Source organism: Agrobacterium sp. (assembly GCF_059499945.1).
The window spans coordinates 329,835-348,179 of sequence record NZ_JCABZP010000015.1 but is presented as its reverse complement, the minus strand read 5'-3'; the positions used below and the strand labels follow the sequence as shown (position 1 = coordinate 348,179).

Annotated in this window: 16 protein-coding genes and 1 tRNA gene; 14 read left to right on the top strand and 3 right to left on the bottom strand. The window is 58.9% G+C overall.

What is annotated here, in order from left to right; translation table 11 throughout:
- Positions 1-75 precede the first annotated feature (75 nt).
- Positions 76-1,095 carry a bile acid:sodium symporter family protein gene (locus AC5I5B_RS19150; protein WP_107676700.1) on the top strand — a complete coding sequence of 340 codons (1,020 nt, stop codon included), beginning with the start codon at positions 76-78 and terminating at the stop codon, positions 1,093-1,095.
- Positions 1,096-1,158: 63 nt separating this feature from the next.
- Here the strand turns inward: AC5I5B_RS19150 and hspL are convergent, their stop codons facing one another.
- Positions 1,159-1,641 carry a heat shock protein HspL gene (gene hspL / locus AC5I5B_RS19145; protein WP_003505905.1) on the bottom strand — a complete coding sequence of 161 codons (483 nt, stop codon included), beginning with the start codon at positions 1,639-1,641 and terminating at the stop codon, positions 1,159-1,161.
- Positions 1,642-1,802: 161 nt separating this feature from the next.
- Here hspL and AC5I5B_RS19140 point away from each other — a divergent pair, with 161 nt between their 5' ends.
- Both AC5I5B_RS19140 and AC5I5B_RS19135 read left to right on the top strand, forming a co-directional pair.
- On the top strand, positions 1,803-2,048 hold the full coding sequence (locus AC5I5B_RS19140) for a hypothetical protein (protein WP_020810333.1): 246 nt from the start codon (positions 1,803-1,805) through the stop codon (positions 2,046-2,048).
- Entirely contained in the window at positions 2,020-2,961 is a 942-nt protein-coding gene (locus AC5I5B_RS19135; protein ID WP_087746187.1) for an alpha/beta fold hydrolase, read from the top strand. Before AC5I5B_RS19140 ends, AC5I5B_RS19135 begins: the two co-directional genes overlap by 29 nt.
- A 20-nt stretch (positions 2,962-2,981) precedes the next feature.
- Here AC5I5B_RS19135 and hisN read toward each other — a convergent pair whose 3' ends face one another.
- Together hisN and AC5I5B_RS19125 are read right to left on the bottom strand one after the other, a co-directional pair.
- Positions 2,982-3,758, bottom strand: a complete 777-nt coding sequence (gene hisN / locus AC5I5B_RS19130; RefSeq protein WP_003505911.1) for a histidinol-phosphatase — start codon at positions 3,756-3,758, stop codon at positions 2,982-2,984.
- Positions 3,759-4,076: 318 nt separating this feature from the next.
- The gene (locus tag AC5I5B_RS19125) at positions 4,077-4,961 is read right to left on the bottom strand and encodes an N-formylglutamate amidohydrolase (RefSeq protein ID WP_003505913.1); all 885 of its coding nucleotides are present in this window, start codon (positions 4,959-4,961) and stop codon (positions 4,077-4,079) included.
- A gap of 181 nt (positions 4,962-5,142) precedes the next feature.
- Between AC5I5B_RS19125 and cpdR the strand changes: the two genes are divergently transcribed.
- The 11 genes from cpdR (at position 5,143) to AC5I5B_RS19070 (ending at position 18,271) form a co-directional block, all read left to right on the top strand.
- Positions 5,143-5,505: a cell cycle two-component system response regulator CpdR gene (gene cpdR / locus AC5I5B_RS19120; protein ID WP_003497910.1), complete on the top strand. Its 363-nt coding sequence runs from the start codon at positions 5,143-5,145 to the stop codon at positions 5,503-5,505.
- Between the two features lie 81 nt (positions 5,506-5,586).
- Positions 5,587-5,661 (top strand) — tRNA-Val (locus tag AC5I5B_RS19115).
- Between the two features lie 315 nt (positions 5,662-5,976).
- Positions 5,977-6,990 (top strand): substrate-binding domain-containing protein, encoded by a 1,014-nt coding sequence (locus tag AC5I5B_RS19110; protein WP_111834787.1) that lies wholly within the window; start codon positions 5,977-5,979, stop codon positions 6,988-6,990.
- Positions 6,991-7,059: 69 nt separating this feature from the next.
- Positions 7,060-8,580 (top strand): sugar ABC transporter ATP-binding protein, encoded by a 1,521-nt coding sequence (locus AC5I5B_RS19105; RefSeq protein WP_111834786.1) that lies wholly within the window; start codon positions 7,060-7,062, stop codon positions 8,578-8,580.
- A 12-nt stretch (positions 8,581-8,592) separates the two neighbouring features.
- The gene (locus tag AC5I5B_RS19100) at positions 8,593-9,594 is read left to right on the top strand and encodes an ABC transporter permease (RefSeq protein ID WP_003505919.1); all 1,002 of its coding nucleotides are present in this window, start codon (positions 8,593-8,595) and stop codon (positions 9,592-9,594) included.
- A gap of 41 nt (positions 9,595-9,635) precedes the next feature.
- A complete protein-coding gene (locus AC5I5B_RS19095) occupies positions 9,636-10,610 on the top strand; it encodes a sugar-binding transcriptional regulator (protein WP_003505921.1) in 975 nt (324 codons plus the stop codon).
- A complete protein-coding gene (locus AC5I5B_RS19090) occupies positions 10,607-11,605 on the top strand; it encodes an aldo/keto reductase (protein WP_111834785.1) in 999 nt (332 codons plus the stop codon). The genes AC5I5B_RS19095 and AC5I5B_RS19090 overlap by 4 nt, the downstream gene beginning before the upstream one ends.
- A 120-nt stretch (positions 11,606-11,725) precedes the next feature.
- Positions 11,726-13,450 carry a glycerol-3-phosphate dehydrogenase/oxidase gene (locus AC5I5B_RS19085; protein WP_111834784.1) on the top strand — a complete coding sequence of 575 codons (1,725 nt, stop codon included), beginning with the start codon at positions 11,726-11,728 and terminating at the stop codon, positions 13,448-13,450.
- A gap of 2 nt (positions 13,451-13,452) precedes the next feature.
- On the top strand, positions 13,453-14,295 hold the full coding sequence (locus AC5I5B_RS19080; protein WP_003505929.1) for a class I fructose-bisphosphate aldolase: 843 nt from the start codon (positions 13,453-13,455) through the stop codon (positions 14,293-14,295).
- Positions 14,288-15,787 (top strand): FGGY family carbohydrate kinase, encoded by a 1,500-nt coding sequence (locus AC5I5B_RS19075; protein WP_162695571.1) that lies wholly within the window; start codon positions 14,288-14,290, stop codon positions 15,785-15,787. The genes AC5I5B_RS19080 and AC5I5B_RS19075 overlap by 8 nt, the downstream gene beginning before the upstream one ends.
- Positions 15,788-16,066: 279 nt before the next feature.
- On the top strand, positions 16,067-18,271 hold the full coding sequence (locus AC5I5B_RS19070) for a methyl-accepting chemotaxis protein (protein WP_495752780.1): 2,205 nt from the start codon (positions 16,067-16,069) through the stop codon (positions 18,269-18,271).
- The last annotated feature ends 74 nt before the right edge of the window (positions 18,272-18,345 follow it).

Below are 18,345 nucleotides of genomic sequence, written 5' to 3'. Positions count from 1 at the left end.
TAATCTTTGCATCCGAAATCATGATGAGCGATAGTGACGCCCGTTTCAAGCAAAACCGATGCCGGAAAGACTCCCATGACCCGCTTCCTGCCCGATCGTTTCACCATGATGCTGGTGGCCACCGTGATTTTGGCCTCCATCTTGCCGATTAGCGGCGAGCCGGCGGAGTATTTCGGCCTTGCGACGAAACTGGCGATCGCGCTTCTCTTCTTTCTGCATGGTGCGCGGCTTTCGCGGGATGTGGTGATTGCGGGCATCCTGCACTGGCGCCTGCATCTGGCGATCCTGCTCGTCACCTTCGGCCTTTTCCCGCTTCTCGGCGTGGCGATCGGTTTCATTCCCGAAAGCATCCTGCCGGCGCCGCTTTATATGGGTGTGCTGTTTCTCTGCGTGCTGCCATCCACCGTACAGTCTTCCATCGCCTTCACCTCCATGGCGGGCGGAAACGTGCCAGCGGCGATCTGTTCGGCCTCGGCCTCGAATATCTTCGGCATGTTCCTCACGCCATTGCTGGTTGGCCTGCTGTTTACGGTGGGCGGCCATGGCGGCGGCTTTTCGCTGGACGCGTTCCTGCAAATCTTCCTGCAGCTTCTGTTGCCGTTCATCGTCGGGCAGGCTCTGCAGCCCTGGATCGGCGACTGGATCCGGGCGCGCAAGAAGCTGCTGTCCCCGGTCGATCGCGGTTCGATCCTGATGGTGGTCTATCTCGCATTCTCCGACGCTGTCATCGAGGGCATCTGGCACACGTTTTCGCTCAGGGATATCGGCGTTGTCATCCTCATCAACATCGTGCTTCTGGCGCTTGTTCTGTGCGTAACCATGTTCGGCAGTCGTCTGCTCGGTTTCAAAAAGGCCGATGAAATCACCATCACCTTCTGCGGATCGAAGAAGAGCCTCGCAAGCGGTGTTCCCATGGCGGGCGCGATTTTCGCCGGCCAGAGCATTGGCGCGATCGTTCTGCCGATCATGCTCTTCCATCAGATACAGCTGATGGTCTGCGCGGTTCTCGCCCAGCGTTATGCCCGCAAGGCGCATGAAAAGGCAGCGATCGCGGAAACGGCTGCCGCAGAGGGTGCGGCGGCATCCGCTCGCTGACAGGATTTCCGCAAACAAAAACGGCCCCGTAAAGGGGCCGTTCGTTTTGCATGTCAGAAAAGCTTAGTTGACCTGAGCCGGGGAAATCTGGGCTTCGATCGTCTTCGGCGCATCGGCGCTGTCGGACGAGATCGCGATGCGGCGCGGCTTCATCGCTTCCGGAATATTGCGGACAAGGTCGATATGAAGCAGGCCGTTCTTCAAGGAAGCGGTCTGGACTTCGACGTGGTCGGCAAGCTGGAAGCGGCGTTCGAAAGCGCGCGTGGCGATGCCGCGATACAGGAATTCTCCCTCGGTGGTTTTTTCATCCGTGGCCTTCTCGGCCTTCACCGTCAGCGCATTGGCGCGGGATTCGATGCTGAGTTCGTTCTCATCGAAACCGGCAACGGCCATGGTGATGCGATAGGTGTTTTCGCCGGTCCGCTCGATATTGTAGGGCGGATAGGACTGGGCCTGTTCGGGCTGGCCGAGGCCGTCAAGCATCGAAAAAAGACGGTCGAAGCCGACGGTGGAACGATAGAGGGGGGAAAAATCAACGTGACGCATGGTGTCCTCCTTAAGAAGCGACTGTTTGCGGTTAAGTCCGGCGTCCCGTTCTGGCTACGGCCGGACATATGGCGCGGTCCCGTTCTGGCGACCGCATGAATGAGATGGGAATGGCTTGCCGCCGCGTCAAGGGGCGTGAAAAGGTGAAAGCAATATGAACCATGGCTGAACGTCAGGTTCCGGCATCGTTCAGTTTGAGAGCCATAAAACATCGGTCATCGGAGACATTCTCCGTGGACAGAAGCAATAACGTCCCTTCTTCTTCTGTCTTATTCGCCGGAACCGCGACTGCTTTAACCGACGGTTCCGGCAATTTTTTCTTTGACCTTCCCGCGCCGCCGACCTATCCCGAAAAGGCACAAAAGCCGGAAAAGACCGATGATCGAAGCCACATTGCGCGCCAGTGAAGACAACCCGGTTCCCGGCAACCATACCGTCGGATATTTTACCGGCCATGGCGGCAAACAGCTTCGATATGCGATCTTCCGCACCAGCCGCCATATTGCCCGCGGAACCGTGGTTCTGCTGCATGGCAGGAACGAATGTATCGAGAAATATTTCGAAACGGTTGGCGATCTTACCGCCATGGGTTTCTGGGTTGCGACCTTCGATACACGCGGGCAGGGCGGTTCCGAGAGGTTGCTCAAGAAGCCGGGTGCCGGGCATGTGCGGCGGTTCTCCGACTACCAGCATGACATCAGCCTTTTTCTTGAGCAGGTGGTGCTGCCGGATACGCGGCTGCCATTCTTCATGATCGCGCATTCCACCGGCGCGCTTGCAGCACTTGCAGCTGCTCCCGGCCTGTCGAACCGCATTGACCGTCTGGCCCTTTGTTCGCCCTTCATCGAGCTGGATAGCCAGCAATCGGTTCCCTCACCCGTGATCCGGATTGTTGCTACGGTCTTGAGTCTTGTCGGTCTCGGCAGGGTTCAGCTCGGAAGAGACCAGCGCGAGCGGGATTTCGACGGCAATCCGCTGACCTCGGACGCCAGGCGTTTTGCCAGAAATCTGACCCTGCACCGGCAGTTTTCGGAATTGTTCATCGGCGCGCCGACGGCGCGCTGGGTCTATGAAGCGCTGAAGACCATGGGCCGGGTGAAACGCCAGGATCACCTGACGAATATTGCCGTACCGACGCTTATTCTGGCGCCGATGCTGGATACGATCACGCCCTATAAGGCGCAGGAAGAACTCTCACGCAATTTCCGGGCGGCGCAGCTTCTCCCGATAACCGGCGCGCGCCACGAATTGCTGCATGAGCGCGATGTTTTCCGCAAACAGGCGCTGGCGGCCGTCGACGCGTTTTTCGCGCCGGAGTGATGGCCGCTCAAGCGGGTTGCCTAGAGTTTGGACAGAATGGCGAGCGCCTGTTCGTGCACCGCTTTTGAGCCGGCTGCGAGAATGCGACCACCATTTTCCGGGCGCCCGCCATCCCAGGTGGTCATGATGCCGCCGGCCTGTTCGATCACAGGGATCAAAGCGCCGACATCATAGGGCTTCAGCCCGGATTCGATCACCAGATCGACATGGCCGGCCGCCAGCAGGCAATAGGCGTAACAATCCACGCCGTAGCGGAAAAGGCGGACCTGATCCTGCACTTCTTCGTAAAGGGGCTTTTCTTCCGCAGTGAAGATGTGGGGAGTCGTGGTGAACAAAACGGCGTCCGATAGCGAAGCGCAATTGCGCGTGCGGATCTTCCGCTCGCCATCCGGCCCGAAATACCACGCCGCTTCGCCATCGGCGAAATAACGCTCTTTGGTGAAGGGCTGGTCCATGATGCCCATCGTGGCGCGGCCGGCCGACTGGAAGCCGATCAGCGTGCCCCACACGGGCACGCCGGAAATGAAGGCGCGGGTGCCGTCGATCGGGTCGATGACCCAGATATGCTCGCGGTCGAGGCCGACATTGCCGTGTTCTTCGCCGAGAATACCATGCTGCGGAAAATGTGCTTCAATCAGGGTGCGAATGGCGGTTTCTGCTGCCTGATCGCCTTCCGTCACCGGGTCGTAGCCACCATCCTGCTTATTGGTGACGGCAATGCCCGTGCGGAAGCGGGGAAGCGTCTCGGCGCTGGCGGCATCGGCAAGTTTGAAGAAGAAATCCCGGTCGGGCAGCATGCGAAACCTCATCGCCTGAATATTGGGTCTGAATTCTGTGGCGCAATGCATAGACCGGAATCACATCCGCCGTCCACTCATACGGATGACGGTGCCGGTGTTTCCATATTTTCAGCATAAGCCTAAAAAATATGCATAGAATAAAATGATTGACAATTGTGCAGATACTGCGTAGCGTGACCCTGCAGTCTTTGACTGTAAATACCCTCCTTGGGTGTTTCCTCCCTAGACTTGACCGCGCCAAGGCGCGGTTTTTTTTGCCCCGCAAGCCGCCAGGTGATCCGGGATAAAGATTGAATTTGTGGGTGATTCGAGCTGCTACTCGGCAGCGAGCGACGTTTCTATCGCGTATTCGGAAACGAAGACGCCGAGCTGGCGCATGAAGATTTCAAGCGATGCCTGAATGGCCGGAAAATCGGCTTTTTTAAGAAGCGTCTTTTCATCGACATAAAGTGCGCGATTGACCTCTATCTGCAGCGCATGCAGCGAGCGGATCGGCCGGCCATAATGTTCGGTGATGAAGCCGCCGGCATAGGGTTTGTTACAGACCGCGACAAAACCCAGTTCCTCGAGAAAATGCAGGGCGGCGCGGGAGACTTCCTGGGATGCGCTGGTGCCGTAGCGATCGCCGATGATCACATCCGGCCTGAGATTTGAACCGGCGACACGGATATTGCCCGGCATGGAATGGCAATCGATCAGCACCGCCATTCCGAAATTGGCGTGGGTGCGTGACAGCAGGCGGCGCAGGCAGGCATGGTAGGGCTTGTAGATCGTCTCGATCCGCGAAAGCGCCTCGTCGACCGGCAGGCGGTGGGCGTAGATATCCATATTCTCGGCGACGATGCGCGGCACCGTTCCCAGACCGCCGGCGACCCGCATGGAGCCGATATTGGCATAAGGCGGCAACGTGCCTTCGAACATGCGAGGATCGAGTTCGTAGGGTTCGCGATTGACGTCCAGGTAGGCGCGCGGGAAATTCGCCTTCAGAAGCGGTGCGCCGATCTCCGGTGCCGCCGCGAACAGCTCGTCGACGAAGTGATCTTCGGAGCGGCGGATCTCGTGCGAATCGAGCCGTGCCGATTCCAGGAAGGAAATGGGGTAGCAGCGGCCGCTATGGGGGGAATTATAGACAAATGGCAGGGTTTGAACGGCAGGTTCCGTTACCTCAAAAAGCTCATATTCACCCGTTACCCAGTCCATTCAGTGCCATTTACCATGTCGCAAACAATCGGGATGTTCATGTTGCCAGTTACGGTGCGGCAAGTCCATACTATCGCCTAAGCAGCGCTATACCGATTCACGTGTTCACAGGATATTTACCGTGAAAATCCTATAATCGGGCTAGGGTATTTCAAACATTGAGTAGTTACGGTCACTTATGATGAATCAGAAAATTCTTCTCGCTGAAGACGACAACGATATGCGCCGCTTTCTCGTCAAGGCGCTGGAAAAAGCCGGTTACAAGGTTTCTTCCTTCGACAACGGCGCCAGCGCCTATGACCGGCTTCGCGAAGAGCCCTTTTCGCTCCTGCTGACCGATATCGTCATGCCCGAAATGGACGGCATCGAGCTTGCGCGGCGCGCGACCGAACTCGACCCGGACCTCAAAGTCATGTTCATCACCGGCTTTGCAGCCGTTGCACTGAACGCCGATTCGAAGGCTCCGAAGGACGCCAAGGTGCTTTCCAAGCCGTTCCATCTGCGCGATCTGGTGGATGAGGTCAACAAACTCCTTGTGGCGTAAGGCCTCTCAAAAAACCTTCACAAAACCGAAAAAAAGCAGTTGACGCATCAACCGGTTTTGTGGTCTATCCGCCGCCACGGAGGGCGTGTAGCTCAGCGGGAGAGCACTACGTTGACATCGTAGGGGTCACAGGTTCAATCCCTGTCACGCCCACCATCCGAATTCATGAAAAGGGTTTCTGAGCAATCAGAAACCCTTTTTTCGTTTCTGGCCTGCGCTTACCGCAACCTCCTTTCTCAAGCTTAAGAATTCTTCGGGACCTGGTCGACATCAGGAAATCGACAAGGCGGGAATCGTTTGCGCTGGTTTCAATCTTGGCCGCAATCGTGTCTCGCAATAAATTTCACGATACAAAATAAAATTCAAACCACGTTGACGTGACCTCGGTTTCCGGATATCTCAAGTGACATGCAATAAATTACATCATATAAAATTTATTGCGGACTAAGTCATTGTCCTTGGGAGGGGAATATGTTGGCTTTTCTGAAATCGACCGCTGCCGCGGGTGTTGTAGCCGTGGCGATTTCCGCTGGTGCCGGCTCTCAGGCCGTCGCTGCGGGCAAATTCGCCTGCGAGCCGGGCGAGACCTATGTGATGAACGTCATGGTTTCCAGCCACCCCTATTGGGTGCCGGTCTTTGAGGGCTTCAAGCAGGCAGCAAAGGCGCTCGGCTGCGAGGCCGTTTTTACCGGTACGCCGGAATATGACATCACCAAGCAGATCGCGTCCTTCGAGCAGGAACTCGTGAAGAAGCCGAAAGGCATCCTGCTGCACCCGATGCAGGCCGATCCATTTATCGAACCCATCAACAAGGCGATTGGCTCCGGCGTTTCGGTGACGACTTTTGCGGCGGATTCTCCGAAGTCGAAGCGCACCGCCTACATCACCTCTGATAATGTCGCCGAGGCGAAATTCGCGGCTGACGAAATCGTCAAGAAGCTTGGTGAAAAAGGCGAATATGCCGTTCTGGAAAATCCGGGACAGAGCAATCACGATCTGCGCGTCACCGCCCTCATCGACTATATGGGGCGCACCTATCCGGAAATGAAGCTGGTCGGCCGCCAGGCGACCAATCAGGATGCGAATGTCGCCTATCAGGCAGTTGGCGCCCTGCTGCAGGCCAATCCAAATCTCGGCGCATTATGGATACCCGAGGCCGGTTCGGCTGAAGGCGCGACCACCGCTGTTCTCGAGGCAAAAAAGAAGGTCCTGATCCTGCATGCGGATATCACGCCTGCAACGCTGGAACATATCAAGCAGGGCAATATCTACATGTCCATCAATCCCAATCAGGGCGTTCAGGGTTTCATGGGTTTCATGAATACCTTTCTCGGCGCCCATTCGGACCTGATCGACCCGTTCAACGACTACAAGGTTTCCGGCTTCAACCCGATGCAGGTTCCTTCGATGGACAATGGTTTCGCCGTCATCACCAAGGCGAACGCCGCTTCCTTCGATCTCAACGACTATATGAAGGGGCGCTGACGCGTCGCTCTGGACCCGGCGAGGTTTGCGCCTCGCCGGCCATAAGGGAAGCAGGTTCGGGAGGGCGTTATGGGTGAGGTCATCCTCAGCATGACGAATATTCAAAAGGCGTTCGGCCCCGTGCGGGCGCTGCGCAATGCGGCATTTGAGCTGCGGCGTGGCGAAATCCACGCACTGGCGGGTGAAAACGGCGCCGGCAAATCGACGCTGATGCATATCATCGACGGCATTCTGCAGCCGGATGGCGGGGAAATTCTGCTGGATGGCAAACCGGTCAAGATATCCTCGCCCAATGCGGCGAACCGGCTTGGCATCGGCTTCGTGCATCAGGAGATCGCGCTCTGCCCGGAGATTTCGGTCGCCGAAAACATGTTCATGTCGCAGACCGGCCAAAGCCGTTCGTGGTTCATGAACTATCGCGACCTCGAAAGGCAGGCGACAATCGTGCTGCGGGAAATCGGCGATATCGATCCCACCCGCCGCGCCGGCGACCTTTCGATTTCGCAACAGCAGATCGTTGAGATCGCCAAGGCGCTGACGCTGGATTGCCGCATCCTGATCCTTGACGAGCCGACGGCGGCTTTGACCGAGACCGAAGCCCAGACGCTTTTCAGGATCATGCACCGGCTGGCGGAACGGGGCATTGCCATCATCTATATCTCGCATCGCATGGCGGAGATTTTCGACCATTGCGACCGCATCACCGTCATGCGCGACGGCTGCCATATCAGGACGGAGAATATTGCCGACATTTCCCCCGAGGAGGTCGTCAACAGCATGGTCGGACGGGTGCTCGACAAGCTCTACCCGCCAAAGCTTTCGGACGACGAGAAATCCGATGACATCATTCTTTCGGTTCGGGGCTTGAATGAAGGAAAGCGCGTTTTCGATGTCAATTTCGATCTGCGTCGGGGCGAAATCCTGGGGTTGGCAGGGCTGATCGGTGCGGGAAGAAGCGAGATTGCCCGGGCGGTCTGCCGGTTGGAGGGAAAACCGAGAGGCGAGGTTACGCTGCGTGGCCGGCCGCTGAGGCTGAAAGACTACCGTGACAGCATCCGCGAGGGGCTGGTCTATCTGTCCGAGGACCGCAAGGGGGACGGGCTGTTCCTCAATATGTCCATCGCCTCGAATGTCTCCGCGCTCGATATCGGCAGGGTATCGAACGGCATGGGCTTCATCGAACGGCGCAAGGAGATGAAGCGGGCCGATGAGCTGGGACGTCGGCTGAAATTGCGGGCGAACAGTGTTGGCGATGCGGTGTCGACCTTGAGCGGCGGCAACCAGCAGAAGGTAGCGCTGGCGAAGATGCTGTCGGTAGAGCCGGAGGTCATCTTTCTGGATGAGCCGACACGCGGGGTGGATGTGGGTGCGAAAGCCGAAATCCACCGCCAGATCCGGGAACTGGCGCGTGAGGGGGTCGGCGTGGTCGTCATTTCTTCGGAACTGCCGGAACTTATCGGCGTCAGCGATCGCGTGCTGGTGGTGCGCGAGGGACGGATCACGGGTGAGGTCGAGGGCGAAGACATGACGGAGGAAAAGATCATGCAGCTTGCATCGATCAATATTGTGCATAGCCCGGAAAGGGCCTGAGGGAGCGGGAAAATGGCAACATCGGAAACACCTTCAAGCCTTGCCGAAACGGCGGTTCGCCGCACCGCCTGGTGGGAGCCGGCGCTCAAGGCGCGGGAAACCGGGCTGATCGTCATCATCCTTGCGCTTTTTGCAGTGATGTCCTTCATATCTCCCTATTTCCTGACCGTGGACAATCTGCGGGCCATGGCCATGGTCTTCGCCATTGAAAGCATTGTCGTGGTTGGCATGACGATCCTCTTGATCTCGGGCGGCATCGATCTTTCGGTCGGCTCCGTCACCGCACTGGCGATGGTGGCGGCCGGCTGGCTTTTCCTTAATGGCGTCGATCCCTGGGTGGCGGCGGGGCTGGCGATCTGCCTGACGACATTGGTCGGCATGGCCATGGGATTTCTGACCACTGTCATCGGCCTGCATCATTTCATCGTGTCGCTGGGCGTCATGGTGATTGCGCGCGGTGTTTGCCTGCTGGCAACCGGCGGGCGGCCACTGGGGCTCTATTCCCTGCCGCCCGAATTCAAGTTCATCGGCCAGGGTGTGATTGGCGGCATTCCGCTGGTGCTGATCATATTTGCGGTGGTGGTCGTCTCTTTCGATCTGCTGCTGCGGCGCACGACTGCCTTCCGCAAGGTGTTCTATACCGGCAGCAATCCCAAGGCCGCAGCCTATTCCGGCATCCGCGTCGGCCGGGTCGTGTTTGCCACCACCACGCTTTGTTCGATGCTGTGCGGTGTTGCAGGCGTTATCTACATGGCCCGCTTCGGTTCTGCCCAGCCGAGCTTCGGCGTCGGCATGGAACTCAACGTTATTGCGGCGGCGGTTATCGGCGGCGCGAGCCTTTCGGGCGGCTCGGGCACCATTCTCGGTGCAATCCTTGGGGCGATCCTTCTCTCGGTCGTTTCCAGTTCGCTTGCCTTGCTCAATGTGTCTGTCTACTGGCAGGACATCATCAGGGGAAGCATATTGCTGACTGCGGTTCTGTTCGACCACTATCTGGTCAGGCGTCGCCGCTGAGCGCCCATTGAACGCCCATGGGTAACTGGAGAAAGACGATCATGCTGGATATCAAGGACGATTTCGATCAACAGAGACAGATGTATTCCGTCCTGGTGCTGCATTTCATCGAGGGGGTGAAGCAGTCAGAGATCGCCGAGCGGCTCAATCTTTCCCATACCAAGGTGAACCGCATGATTGCGGCCGGCCGCAAGGCGGGCATGGTGAAGATCACCATCGCTAGCCCCTATCAGAGGCTGGTGGATCTCGAAAGCGAGATCACCCGTCGTTTCGGCCTCAGGCAGTCGGTGGTCACACCAACGGTATCCGATAATCCGGAAACCGCCTTGCAGATGGTGGGTCGGGTGGCCGCCAACCATTTGCTGGAGACGATCCGTGACGGTGACGTGATCGCGATTACGGGCGGCAAGGCGGTGAGCGCGGTTGTCGACAATCTGCAGGCGGAGCGTCGTTTCGATGTGCGGGTGGTGCCTTTGACGGGCGGCGTGCAGGGCAAGCACTATACGGATGTCAATCATCTCGCCACGCAGCTGGCGGAGAAACTCGGCGGCAGCGCCTCGCTCGTGCATGCGCCGCTGTTTGCCGAGGATGAGGAACAGCGCGATTTGCTGATGAACGTCGCATCGATCCGCGAGGTCTTCGATCTGGCGCGGCAGGCGCAGGTGGCGCTGGTCGGCATCGGTTCGGTGGAGGCGCCGGGCTCCGGCTACTACGATCTTCTGCCGGATGCCGCCCGTGGCGGGCAGGCGCTGGTGGATGCGGGCATTGCCGGGGAATTTCTTGCCCACCTCACCATGGCGGACGGGCAGCTGGCGCGGATCGATCTCAACTCGCGCGTGGTGGCGCTGGACCCCGGGCAGCTTGCCCGGTGCCCGAATATCATTGGCGTGGCGGCAGGCGCCATCAAGGCTGGACCGGTGGCTGCCACGCTTGCCGGCCGTTATCTGACCTCGCTCGTCGTGGACGAGGCAATAGCCGGCTATTTACTGGATCATGAAGGAGGGGAAACCTCGTGACAGACAATGCAATATTGACCCGGACGATCGGCGGCAGCGCCATCAGCGCATCCGCCGTGGGGCTTGGCACCTGGGCCATCGGTGGCTGGATGTGGGGTGGCACCGACGAGCGGCAATCCATCGCCGCCATCCAGGCCTCCATCGATGCGGGCATTTCCCTCATTGACACCGCGCCGGCCTATGGCATGGGGCTTGCGGAAACCATCGTCGGCAAGGCAATTGCCGGCAGGCGTGACAAGGTGGTGCTGGTTACCAAATGCGGGCTTGTCTGGCATGTGAATGAGGGTGCCTATTTCTTCCATCAGGATGGCAAGCCGGTTCACCGTTATCTCGGCGCCGCGTCCATCCGGCATGAGGTCGAAGAGAGCCTGAAACGGCTCGGAACCGACTATATCGACCATTACGTCACCCATTGGCAGGACGCCACGACGCCGATTGCCGAGACGGTCGGGGCTTTGGTGCGGCTGAAGGAGGAGGGAAAGATCCGTTCCATCGGGGCAAGCAACGTTTCGCCGGACGATCTCGAAGCCTATATCGCAACCGGCGCGCTGGATGCCATTCAGGAAGAATATTCTATGGTGAAGCGCGGTATCGAGACGACGCTCCTGCCGCTTTGCCTAGAGAATGCCGTCTCGGTTCTCAGCTATTCGTCGCTGGCGCTCGGTCTCCTCTCGGGCAAGGTTGGGCCGGAGCGGGTTTTTGCGGAAGACGACCAGCGTCACGGCAACCCGCGCTTCAGTCAGGCGAACCGCCAGAAAATCGCGCGGTTGATCGACGTGCTGAAACCGGTGGCGGCCACCCATGGAGCTTCGGTCGCCCAGGTGGTGATTGCCTGGACGATTGCGCAGCCGGGCATAACATTTTCGCTGTGCGGCGCGCGTGATCCGGCTCAGGCGGTTGAAAATGCCGCGGCGGCGCGTCTTCGCCTCACGGAGAGTGAGCTGGCGCTCATCAGTGCCGGCGTCGCGGAGCATCTTGTGGGGCTCGATACCTGATTATGTAAGCTGAGACGGGACTTCAGGCGAACAGCGTATCATTTTCGTCCCGTCTCTCACGTCGCTTTAAACGGTCAACAACATTGGGACGCTGGTCGTCAGCCAGCGAACGGTATTTCTATGCCCAGTTTTCGCGAGGACGCTCTGCGCCGCATCCGGCACGATGGTGATTTTGATGCCGTCGTTATCGGCGGCGGCATCAACGGAATTGCCGCCTATCGCGATCTCGCCTTGCAGGGGCTGCGGGTGCTGCTGGTCGAGCGCAACGATTTCTCCTCAGGCTGCAGCGCCGCACCCTCGCGCATGATCCATGGCGGCCTGCGTTATCTCGAAAATGGTGAATTCAGCCTCGTGGCAGAGTCTTTGCGGGAGCGGGACGCACTTCTGAGACTCGCCCCGCATATGGTTCGTCCGCTGCCGACCACGATCCCGATTTTCTCGACTTTCAGCGGCCTTTTCAACGCGGCAGCAACCTTTGCCGGCTCAGGCGGAAAACCCGCAAGCCGGGGCGCTCTCGCCATCAAGGCGGGTCTCATGCTCTATGATTTTGTCACCCGAAAAAACCGTATTCTGCCCCGTCACGCGTTTCGAGGCGCGCCCGGGACTTTGCAGCATTGGCCGGATCTGACGCCGGAAATCAGATACTCCGCCACTTACTACGATGCGTGGATAAGCCAGCCTGAACGGCTTGCGCTGGAGCTTCTGATCGACACCCGTACCGATGCGCCGCAAAGCATTGCGCTCAACTATGCCGAACTTGTCCGTCTTGGCGATGAGTACCGTCTTCGGCTGGAGGGCGCGGATGAAACTCTGCCCATCCGCCCAAGGATCATCGTCAATGCGACCGGCGCATGGATCGACGAGACGATTGGCACGCTGACCGCCGGACCAGTGGCGGAGAAAGCAAAACCGACCGTCTCCGGAACCAAGGGATCACATCTGATTATCGCCAACGACGCGCTTCTCAAGGCCCTGAACGGCCATATGATCTTTTTCGAGAATGCCGATAATCGCGTCTGTATCCTCTTTCCCTATCTCGGCCGTGTTCTCGCTGGCTCGACCGATATCAAGGTGGATCGGCCCGAGCGGGTGCGCTGCGAGCCCGAGGAGCGGGATTATATTATCGAGGCGATCCGGCAGGTCTTTCCGCAGATTGCCATCGACCATTCCGACATTGTCTTCAGTTTCAGCGGCATACGCCCGCTGCCGCGCAGCGATGCCGCCTTTACCGGAAAAATATCCCGCAGCCATTTCATCCACCGCGTTGCGGGCGATCCGCCACAGCTCTGCATGATCGGCGGCAAGTGGACCACCTTCAGAGCCTTTGGTGAGCAGGTGACCGACGAGGTTCTGGCCTTTCTTGGACGCAGACGACTGACCGGTACCATGGATCGCCCAATTGGCGGCGGCAGGAATTTTCCCGCCGGCGTAGGCAGCCTGCCGGCCCTGCTGTCGGAGGAGTTTTCGATCGCCGGAGACCGGGCGGAGCATCTGGCTCTGGCTTACGGCTCCCGCGCCTTCGATCTGATGGGCTTTTGCCGGGACCGTGCGGATGATGCGCGGCTTTCAGAAAAATCGCCGATAACGGCCGCGGAGATGATCTGGCTGATCCGCTGTGAACACGTGCGACACCTGACCGATCTCGTGTTGCGGCGTACGACGCTCGCCATCACCGGCGTCATCGATGCCGAACTGATCGACGCGATCTTGAACGTCGCGGCACGCGAGCTGGGCTGGCCGACCACCCAGGCGGCAGCGGAACGGCAGCGGCTTACCCATGAGCTGGAGACTTTTTACGGCGTCACGCCGGCAATGCTTCAACACAGATGCAAGGAGAATGCATGATGATGCGGATTTCGAAAAAGGCGCGCATGAACCGGCTGTTTCGCAATGGCGGCTGCCTCGATGTGGCCATTGATCACGGGGTTTGCAACGAGCCGAGCTTCCTTGTCGGGCTGGAGGATATGGCGCAGACCGTGGGCAGGCTGGTCGAGGCCGGTCCCGATGCCATTCAGATGGCCTATGGGCAGGCCGATCTGCTGCAGCAGCGGCCGGAGCGCGACAAGCCGGCTCTCGTCATGCGTATCGATATGGGCAATCCCTATAATTCCACGCGCCACAGAACGATGTGGTCGCAGCTACAGAACCATCACGATCCGATCATCGGTGCGCTGGAAATGGATGCCGCCTGCGTCGTCGTGAACCTGTTCATGCTGCCGGACGAGCCGGACCTGTTTCGTCAATGCGTCGAAAACATCAGCCGCGTGCGGGCAGATTGCCATCGTTTCGGCATGCCGCTGATGATCGAACCTCTGGTGATGCTGCCCAATGATATCAGGGGCGGTTATCAGGTGGATGGCGATGCCGAAAAGATCGTCACGCTGGTGCGTCTTGCCTCGGAAATGGGAGCCGATATCATCAAGGCCGATCCGACCAGCGATCCGCGCGATTTTCACAAGGTGATCGAAGCCGCGCGGTGCCCGGTGCTGGTGCGGGGCGGGGGGCGTGAGGACTTGCGCAATGTACTGGCAAAATCGGCGGCTCTGGTGGCCGAAGGCGCGAACGGCATGGTCTATGGGCGCAATATCTATCAGCACGACAATCCCAAGGCCGTCGTTGCGGCGTTGATGGCCATCATCCATCAGGGTGCAGGTGGTGAGGAAGCATGGGATATCTATAATCGTGGCTGACAAAAATTACATATTGGGTCTCGATGTCGGCAACACGGTCATCAAGGCCGTGCTGTTCGACACGGCGGGCCGGCAGATCGCGCAACACGCCATCGATGGACATTCGACATTCCCCCAGCCCGGCTATGTCGAGCGCGATCTCGAGGAATTATGGCGGAACGGCTGCGAGGCGATCCGCCAGCTTCTGGTGAAATCCTCTGTCGATCCCCGCAGTATTCTGGCGGTGGGCTGCGCCGGCCACGGCAATGGTCTTTACCTCCTGGACAAGAACCAGCAGCCCCTGATCGGCATCCAGTCGCTCGACAGCCGCGCCGCCGATGTGGCGGCCGAGCTTGACCGGAAAAGCGGAGCGCAGTTGCAGGCTCGTTGCCTGCAGCGGCCATGGCCTGCGCAAACACCCAGCCTGCTTGCCTGGGTCAAACGGCATGCGCCCAATCTATACGGGCAGATCGGCACGGTCCTGTTCTGCAAGGATTTCGTCAATTTCCGCCTGACGGGTTGCCTTGCCAATGATATTTCCGACCTCAGCGGCGCGGGGCTGCTGGCCTTGCCGGAAGCGCACCTCGACCGCGAGCTTCTGTCCCTTTACGATCTTGAGGACGCGTTCGCGTTTTTCCCTCGTCTCGTGGAATCGGCCGACATCGTCGGCCATGTGACAAGCGAGGCTGCTGACATCACGGGGCTGCCCGAAGGCACACCCGTCATTGGCGGTTTCTTCGATGTGGTCTCCAGCGCCATGGGGTCGGGCGTCATTAATGCCGGGGAAGCTTCCATCATCGCTGGCACCTGGAGCATCAACCAGGTTTTCGCAGACAAGCCGGTCATCAGCCCCGATGTCTTCATGGTCACGACCTTTGGCCGTGACCGCTATGTCAATATCGAATCCAGCGCCACTTCCGCCGCCAATCTCGAATGGTACGTGCATCGTGTTCGCGGCGACCACGGCGACCGTGCCTTCGAGCGCTGCAACGAACTGGTCGGCTCCGTCACACCGCGCGCCGACGATCCGTTTTTTCATCCGTTCATTTTCGGATCGCGGCTGGGGGCGGAATTTCGGGGCGGCTTTTATGGCCTCGCCGGATGGCATGGCGAGGGCCATATGTTGCGTGCCCTGTTCGAAGGCGTGTGTTTCGAACATCGCCGCCATATCGGTGTCCTGCGCGAAGCGGGATTGCCGGTGGAAACCGCCGTGATGTCCGGCGGCGGTTCCCGCAGCCAGCATTGGCCGCAGATCATGGCTGATGTTCTGGAAATTCCGCTGCGTGTCGCGGAGGCGCGCGAGACGGGCGCACTCGGCGCGGCCATTGGCGCGGCCGTGGCGATTAGGCTTTATCCTGATTATGAGGAGGCGGTTGCGGCGATGACACGGGTTGCGAATGCTTATCAGCCGGATGCTGCGCAAGTCTCGCACTATGGGCGGCGCTATCGTCTCTATGCGGAATTGACCGCACAGTTGCGTGGCTTCTGGAGCGCCTTGAGGTTACCACAATAATCTCCGGCTTCGGCAGAGCGCAATCCCGCGCTGCATCAAGCAGAGCCCCTGCGCAGTGAAGTATCTGTGCAGGGGATAAAATATCGCGTAATAGTTTGTATATACTTAAATATTGCAACTTGATAAAGTATTGATGTTTTTTAATTGCGCGTGAAAAATAGAATTGAAAGTAAATCTTAAACTTAACTTCTTAAGCTCACTCTCTAGCCCGGTCGCCAACAGTTGCGCACGCACCCGTAACTCCCGCTACCGTCGCAGCATAGTTTTGAGGGATGGGACATGCTTTTTAAATCGACAACGGGCCGGAATATTTTTGCGGTCGCCGCATGTGGTGTCTTTGCGACGATCGCGGCTTCGGCCGTGCTGTTTTATCGGTCCATGGAGGATACCAGGGCCAACAATCTCGAGCGTATGCGGCAGATCGCCCATGCCGAAGCGCTAGTGACCGAAAAGAATATCAGCGGTACCATTCACATCGTCAACAGCCTCGCCTCGGTTCTGGAATCGATGAAACAGTCAGGTGATGCCGACCGGGGCAAGGCCGATCAGATCATTCACCAGATGCTGGCCAATAACCCCGATATCCTTGGCCTCTGGACCGGATGGGAGCCCAATGCGTTTGACGGTAAGGACGCGGATTTCGCCAACAGGGAAGGCCATGACGCGACCGGCCGGTACATACCCTATTGGGTACGCAGCGGCGGCAAAATAAGCAATACCGCTTTGACCGACTATGCCACCGCAGGCCCGGGCGATTATTATCAATTGCCCTTCACCCTGAAGAAAACGGTCGTCATCGAACCCTATTCTTATGCAATCGACGGCAAGGAGGTTCTGATCACCTCTATCGCCAAGCCGGTTATGGTCGATGGCAAACCTCTGGGCGTTGCTGGCCTCGACCTGTCGCTTGATGAAACAGGCAAGGCGCTTTCGACCGTGCGGCCCATGGGAACGGGTTTCGTCAGTCTCGTCAGCGGCGGCGGCAAGATCATCAGCCATCCGGATGCGGCGATCATGGGAAAAAGCCTTGCGGATGGCGGTGCGCAGACCGCTGGCTGGGATCAGCTGATTGCAAATCCCGGTGCGGAGCGGGAGATTACCACACAGGACGGAACGAAGTCCTTCGCCATCGCCTTGCCCGTCATGCTTACCCAGGACATGAAATGGTACGCAATCATCTCGGTGCCGGAAGAAACAGTGCTTGCGCAGCTGCATGCCATGATGCGTGACGCCGCTGTGACGATCGTGACGGCCACCGTGCTGCTGGCGCTGGCGGGATGGTTCATCGCGCGGCGGTTCATCGGGCGCATCGCCAACATCATCGATGAGACCGCCCAGATTGCGCAGGGAAATCTTCAGCTGACACTGAAGGATATCGAGACAAGGGACGAGATCGGCGATCTTGCCCGCTCACTTGACGTTTTGCGCGAAAACAATCGACAAAAGGCCTCGCTGGAACAGCAGGCGGAGAGCAACCGCGCGCTTGGCGAAGAAGAGCGCACGGTCCGGGAACGCAGGGCCGCCGATGAGGCGAGCAGCATCCGCTTTGCCGTTGACAGCCTGGCCTATGCGCTGGCAAAGCTCGCCGACGGCGATGTGTCCTGTCGAATAGACGATCCCTTTGTCGAGCAGCTCGATGCGGTGCGGAGCGACTTCAACGGCTCGGCCGGGAAATTGCAGGACGCGCTTCTGCGGGTATCGGAAAATGCCTCTGGCATCGATGCCGGCGCCAATGAAATCAAGGCGGCGTCCGATGATCTGGCGCGGCGAACGGAGCAGCAGGCGGCGGCCGTTGAAGAAACCGCCGCCGCCCTTGAGGAGATCACGATAACGGTAAAGGACGCCGCGAACCGTGCACATGAGGCGGGCCGGCTCGTTTCCCGCACGCGCATCGGCGCGGAACGGTCGGGTGAGGTCGTACGGCAGGCCGTGCTGGCGATGGAGCGGATAGAGAAATCGTCAAACGAGATTTCCAGCATCATCGGCGTGATCGATGAGATCGCGTTCCAGACGAATTTGCTGGCGTTGAATGCCGGGGTGGAAGCGGCGCGTGCCGGCGAGGCGGGCAAGGGTTTTGCCGTGGTGGCGCAGGAAGTGCGTGAGCTTGCCCAACGCTCCGCCGCCGCGGCGAAGGAAATCAAGTCGCTGATCAAAAAGTCGAACCAGCAGGTCGAAGACGGCGTGCATCTTGTCGGCGACACCGGCAAGGCGCTCGATGTCATCGTTGCCGAAGTGCAGGAGATCAACCAGCACGTCGCCGCGATCGTGGAATCCGCGCAGGAACAGTCGTCCGGCCTCCAACAGATCAACGTTGCCGTCAACCAGATGGATCAGGACACGCAGAAAAATGCGGCAATGGTCGAGGAGATGACTGCCGCAAGCCACACCCTGGCAACAGAGGTCGATGCGCTGAACCGGCTGCTCGGCCAGTTCGAACTCGGTCAGGGAACGGGTGTCCATCGGGGTTCTCTCAGGGCGGCCTGATTGGACGCCTTCGCCATCGGCGCTGTTGGGGCCGGCGGGGAAATGGAAGATGGACTTTGTCTGCAAATTGAGCA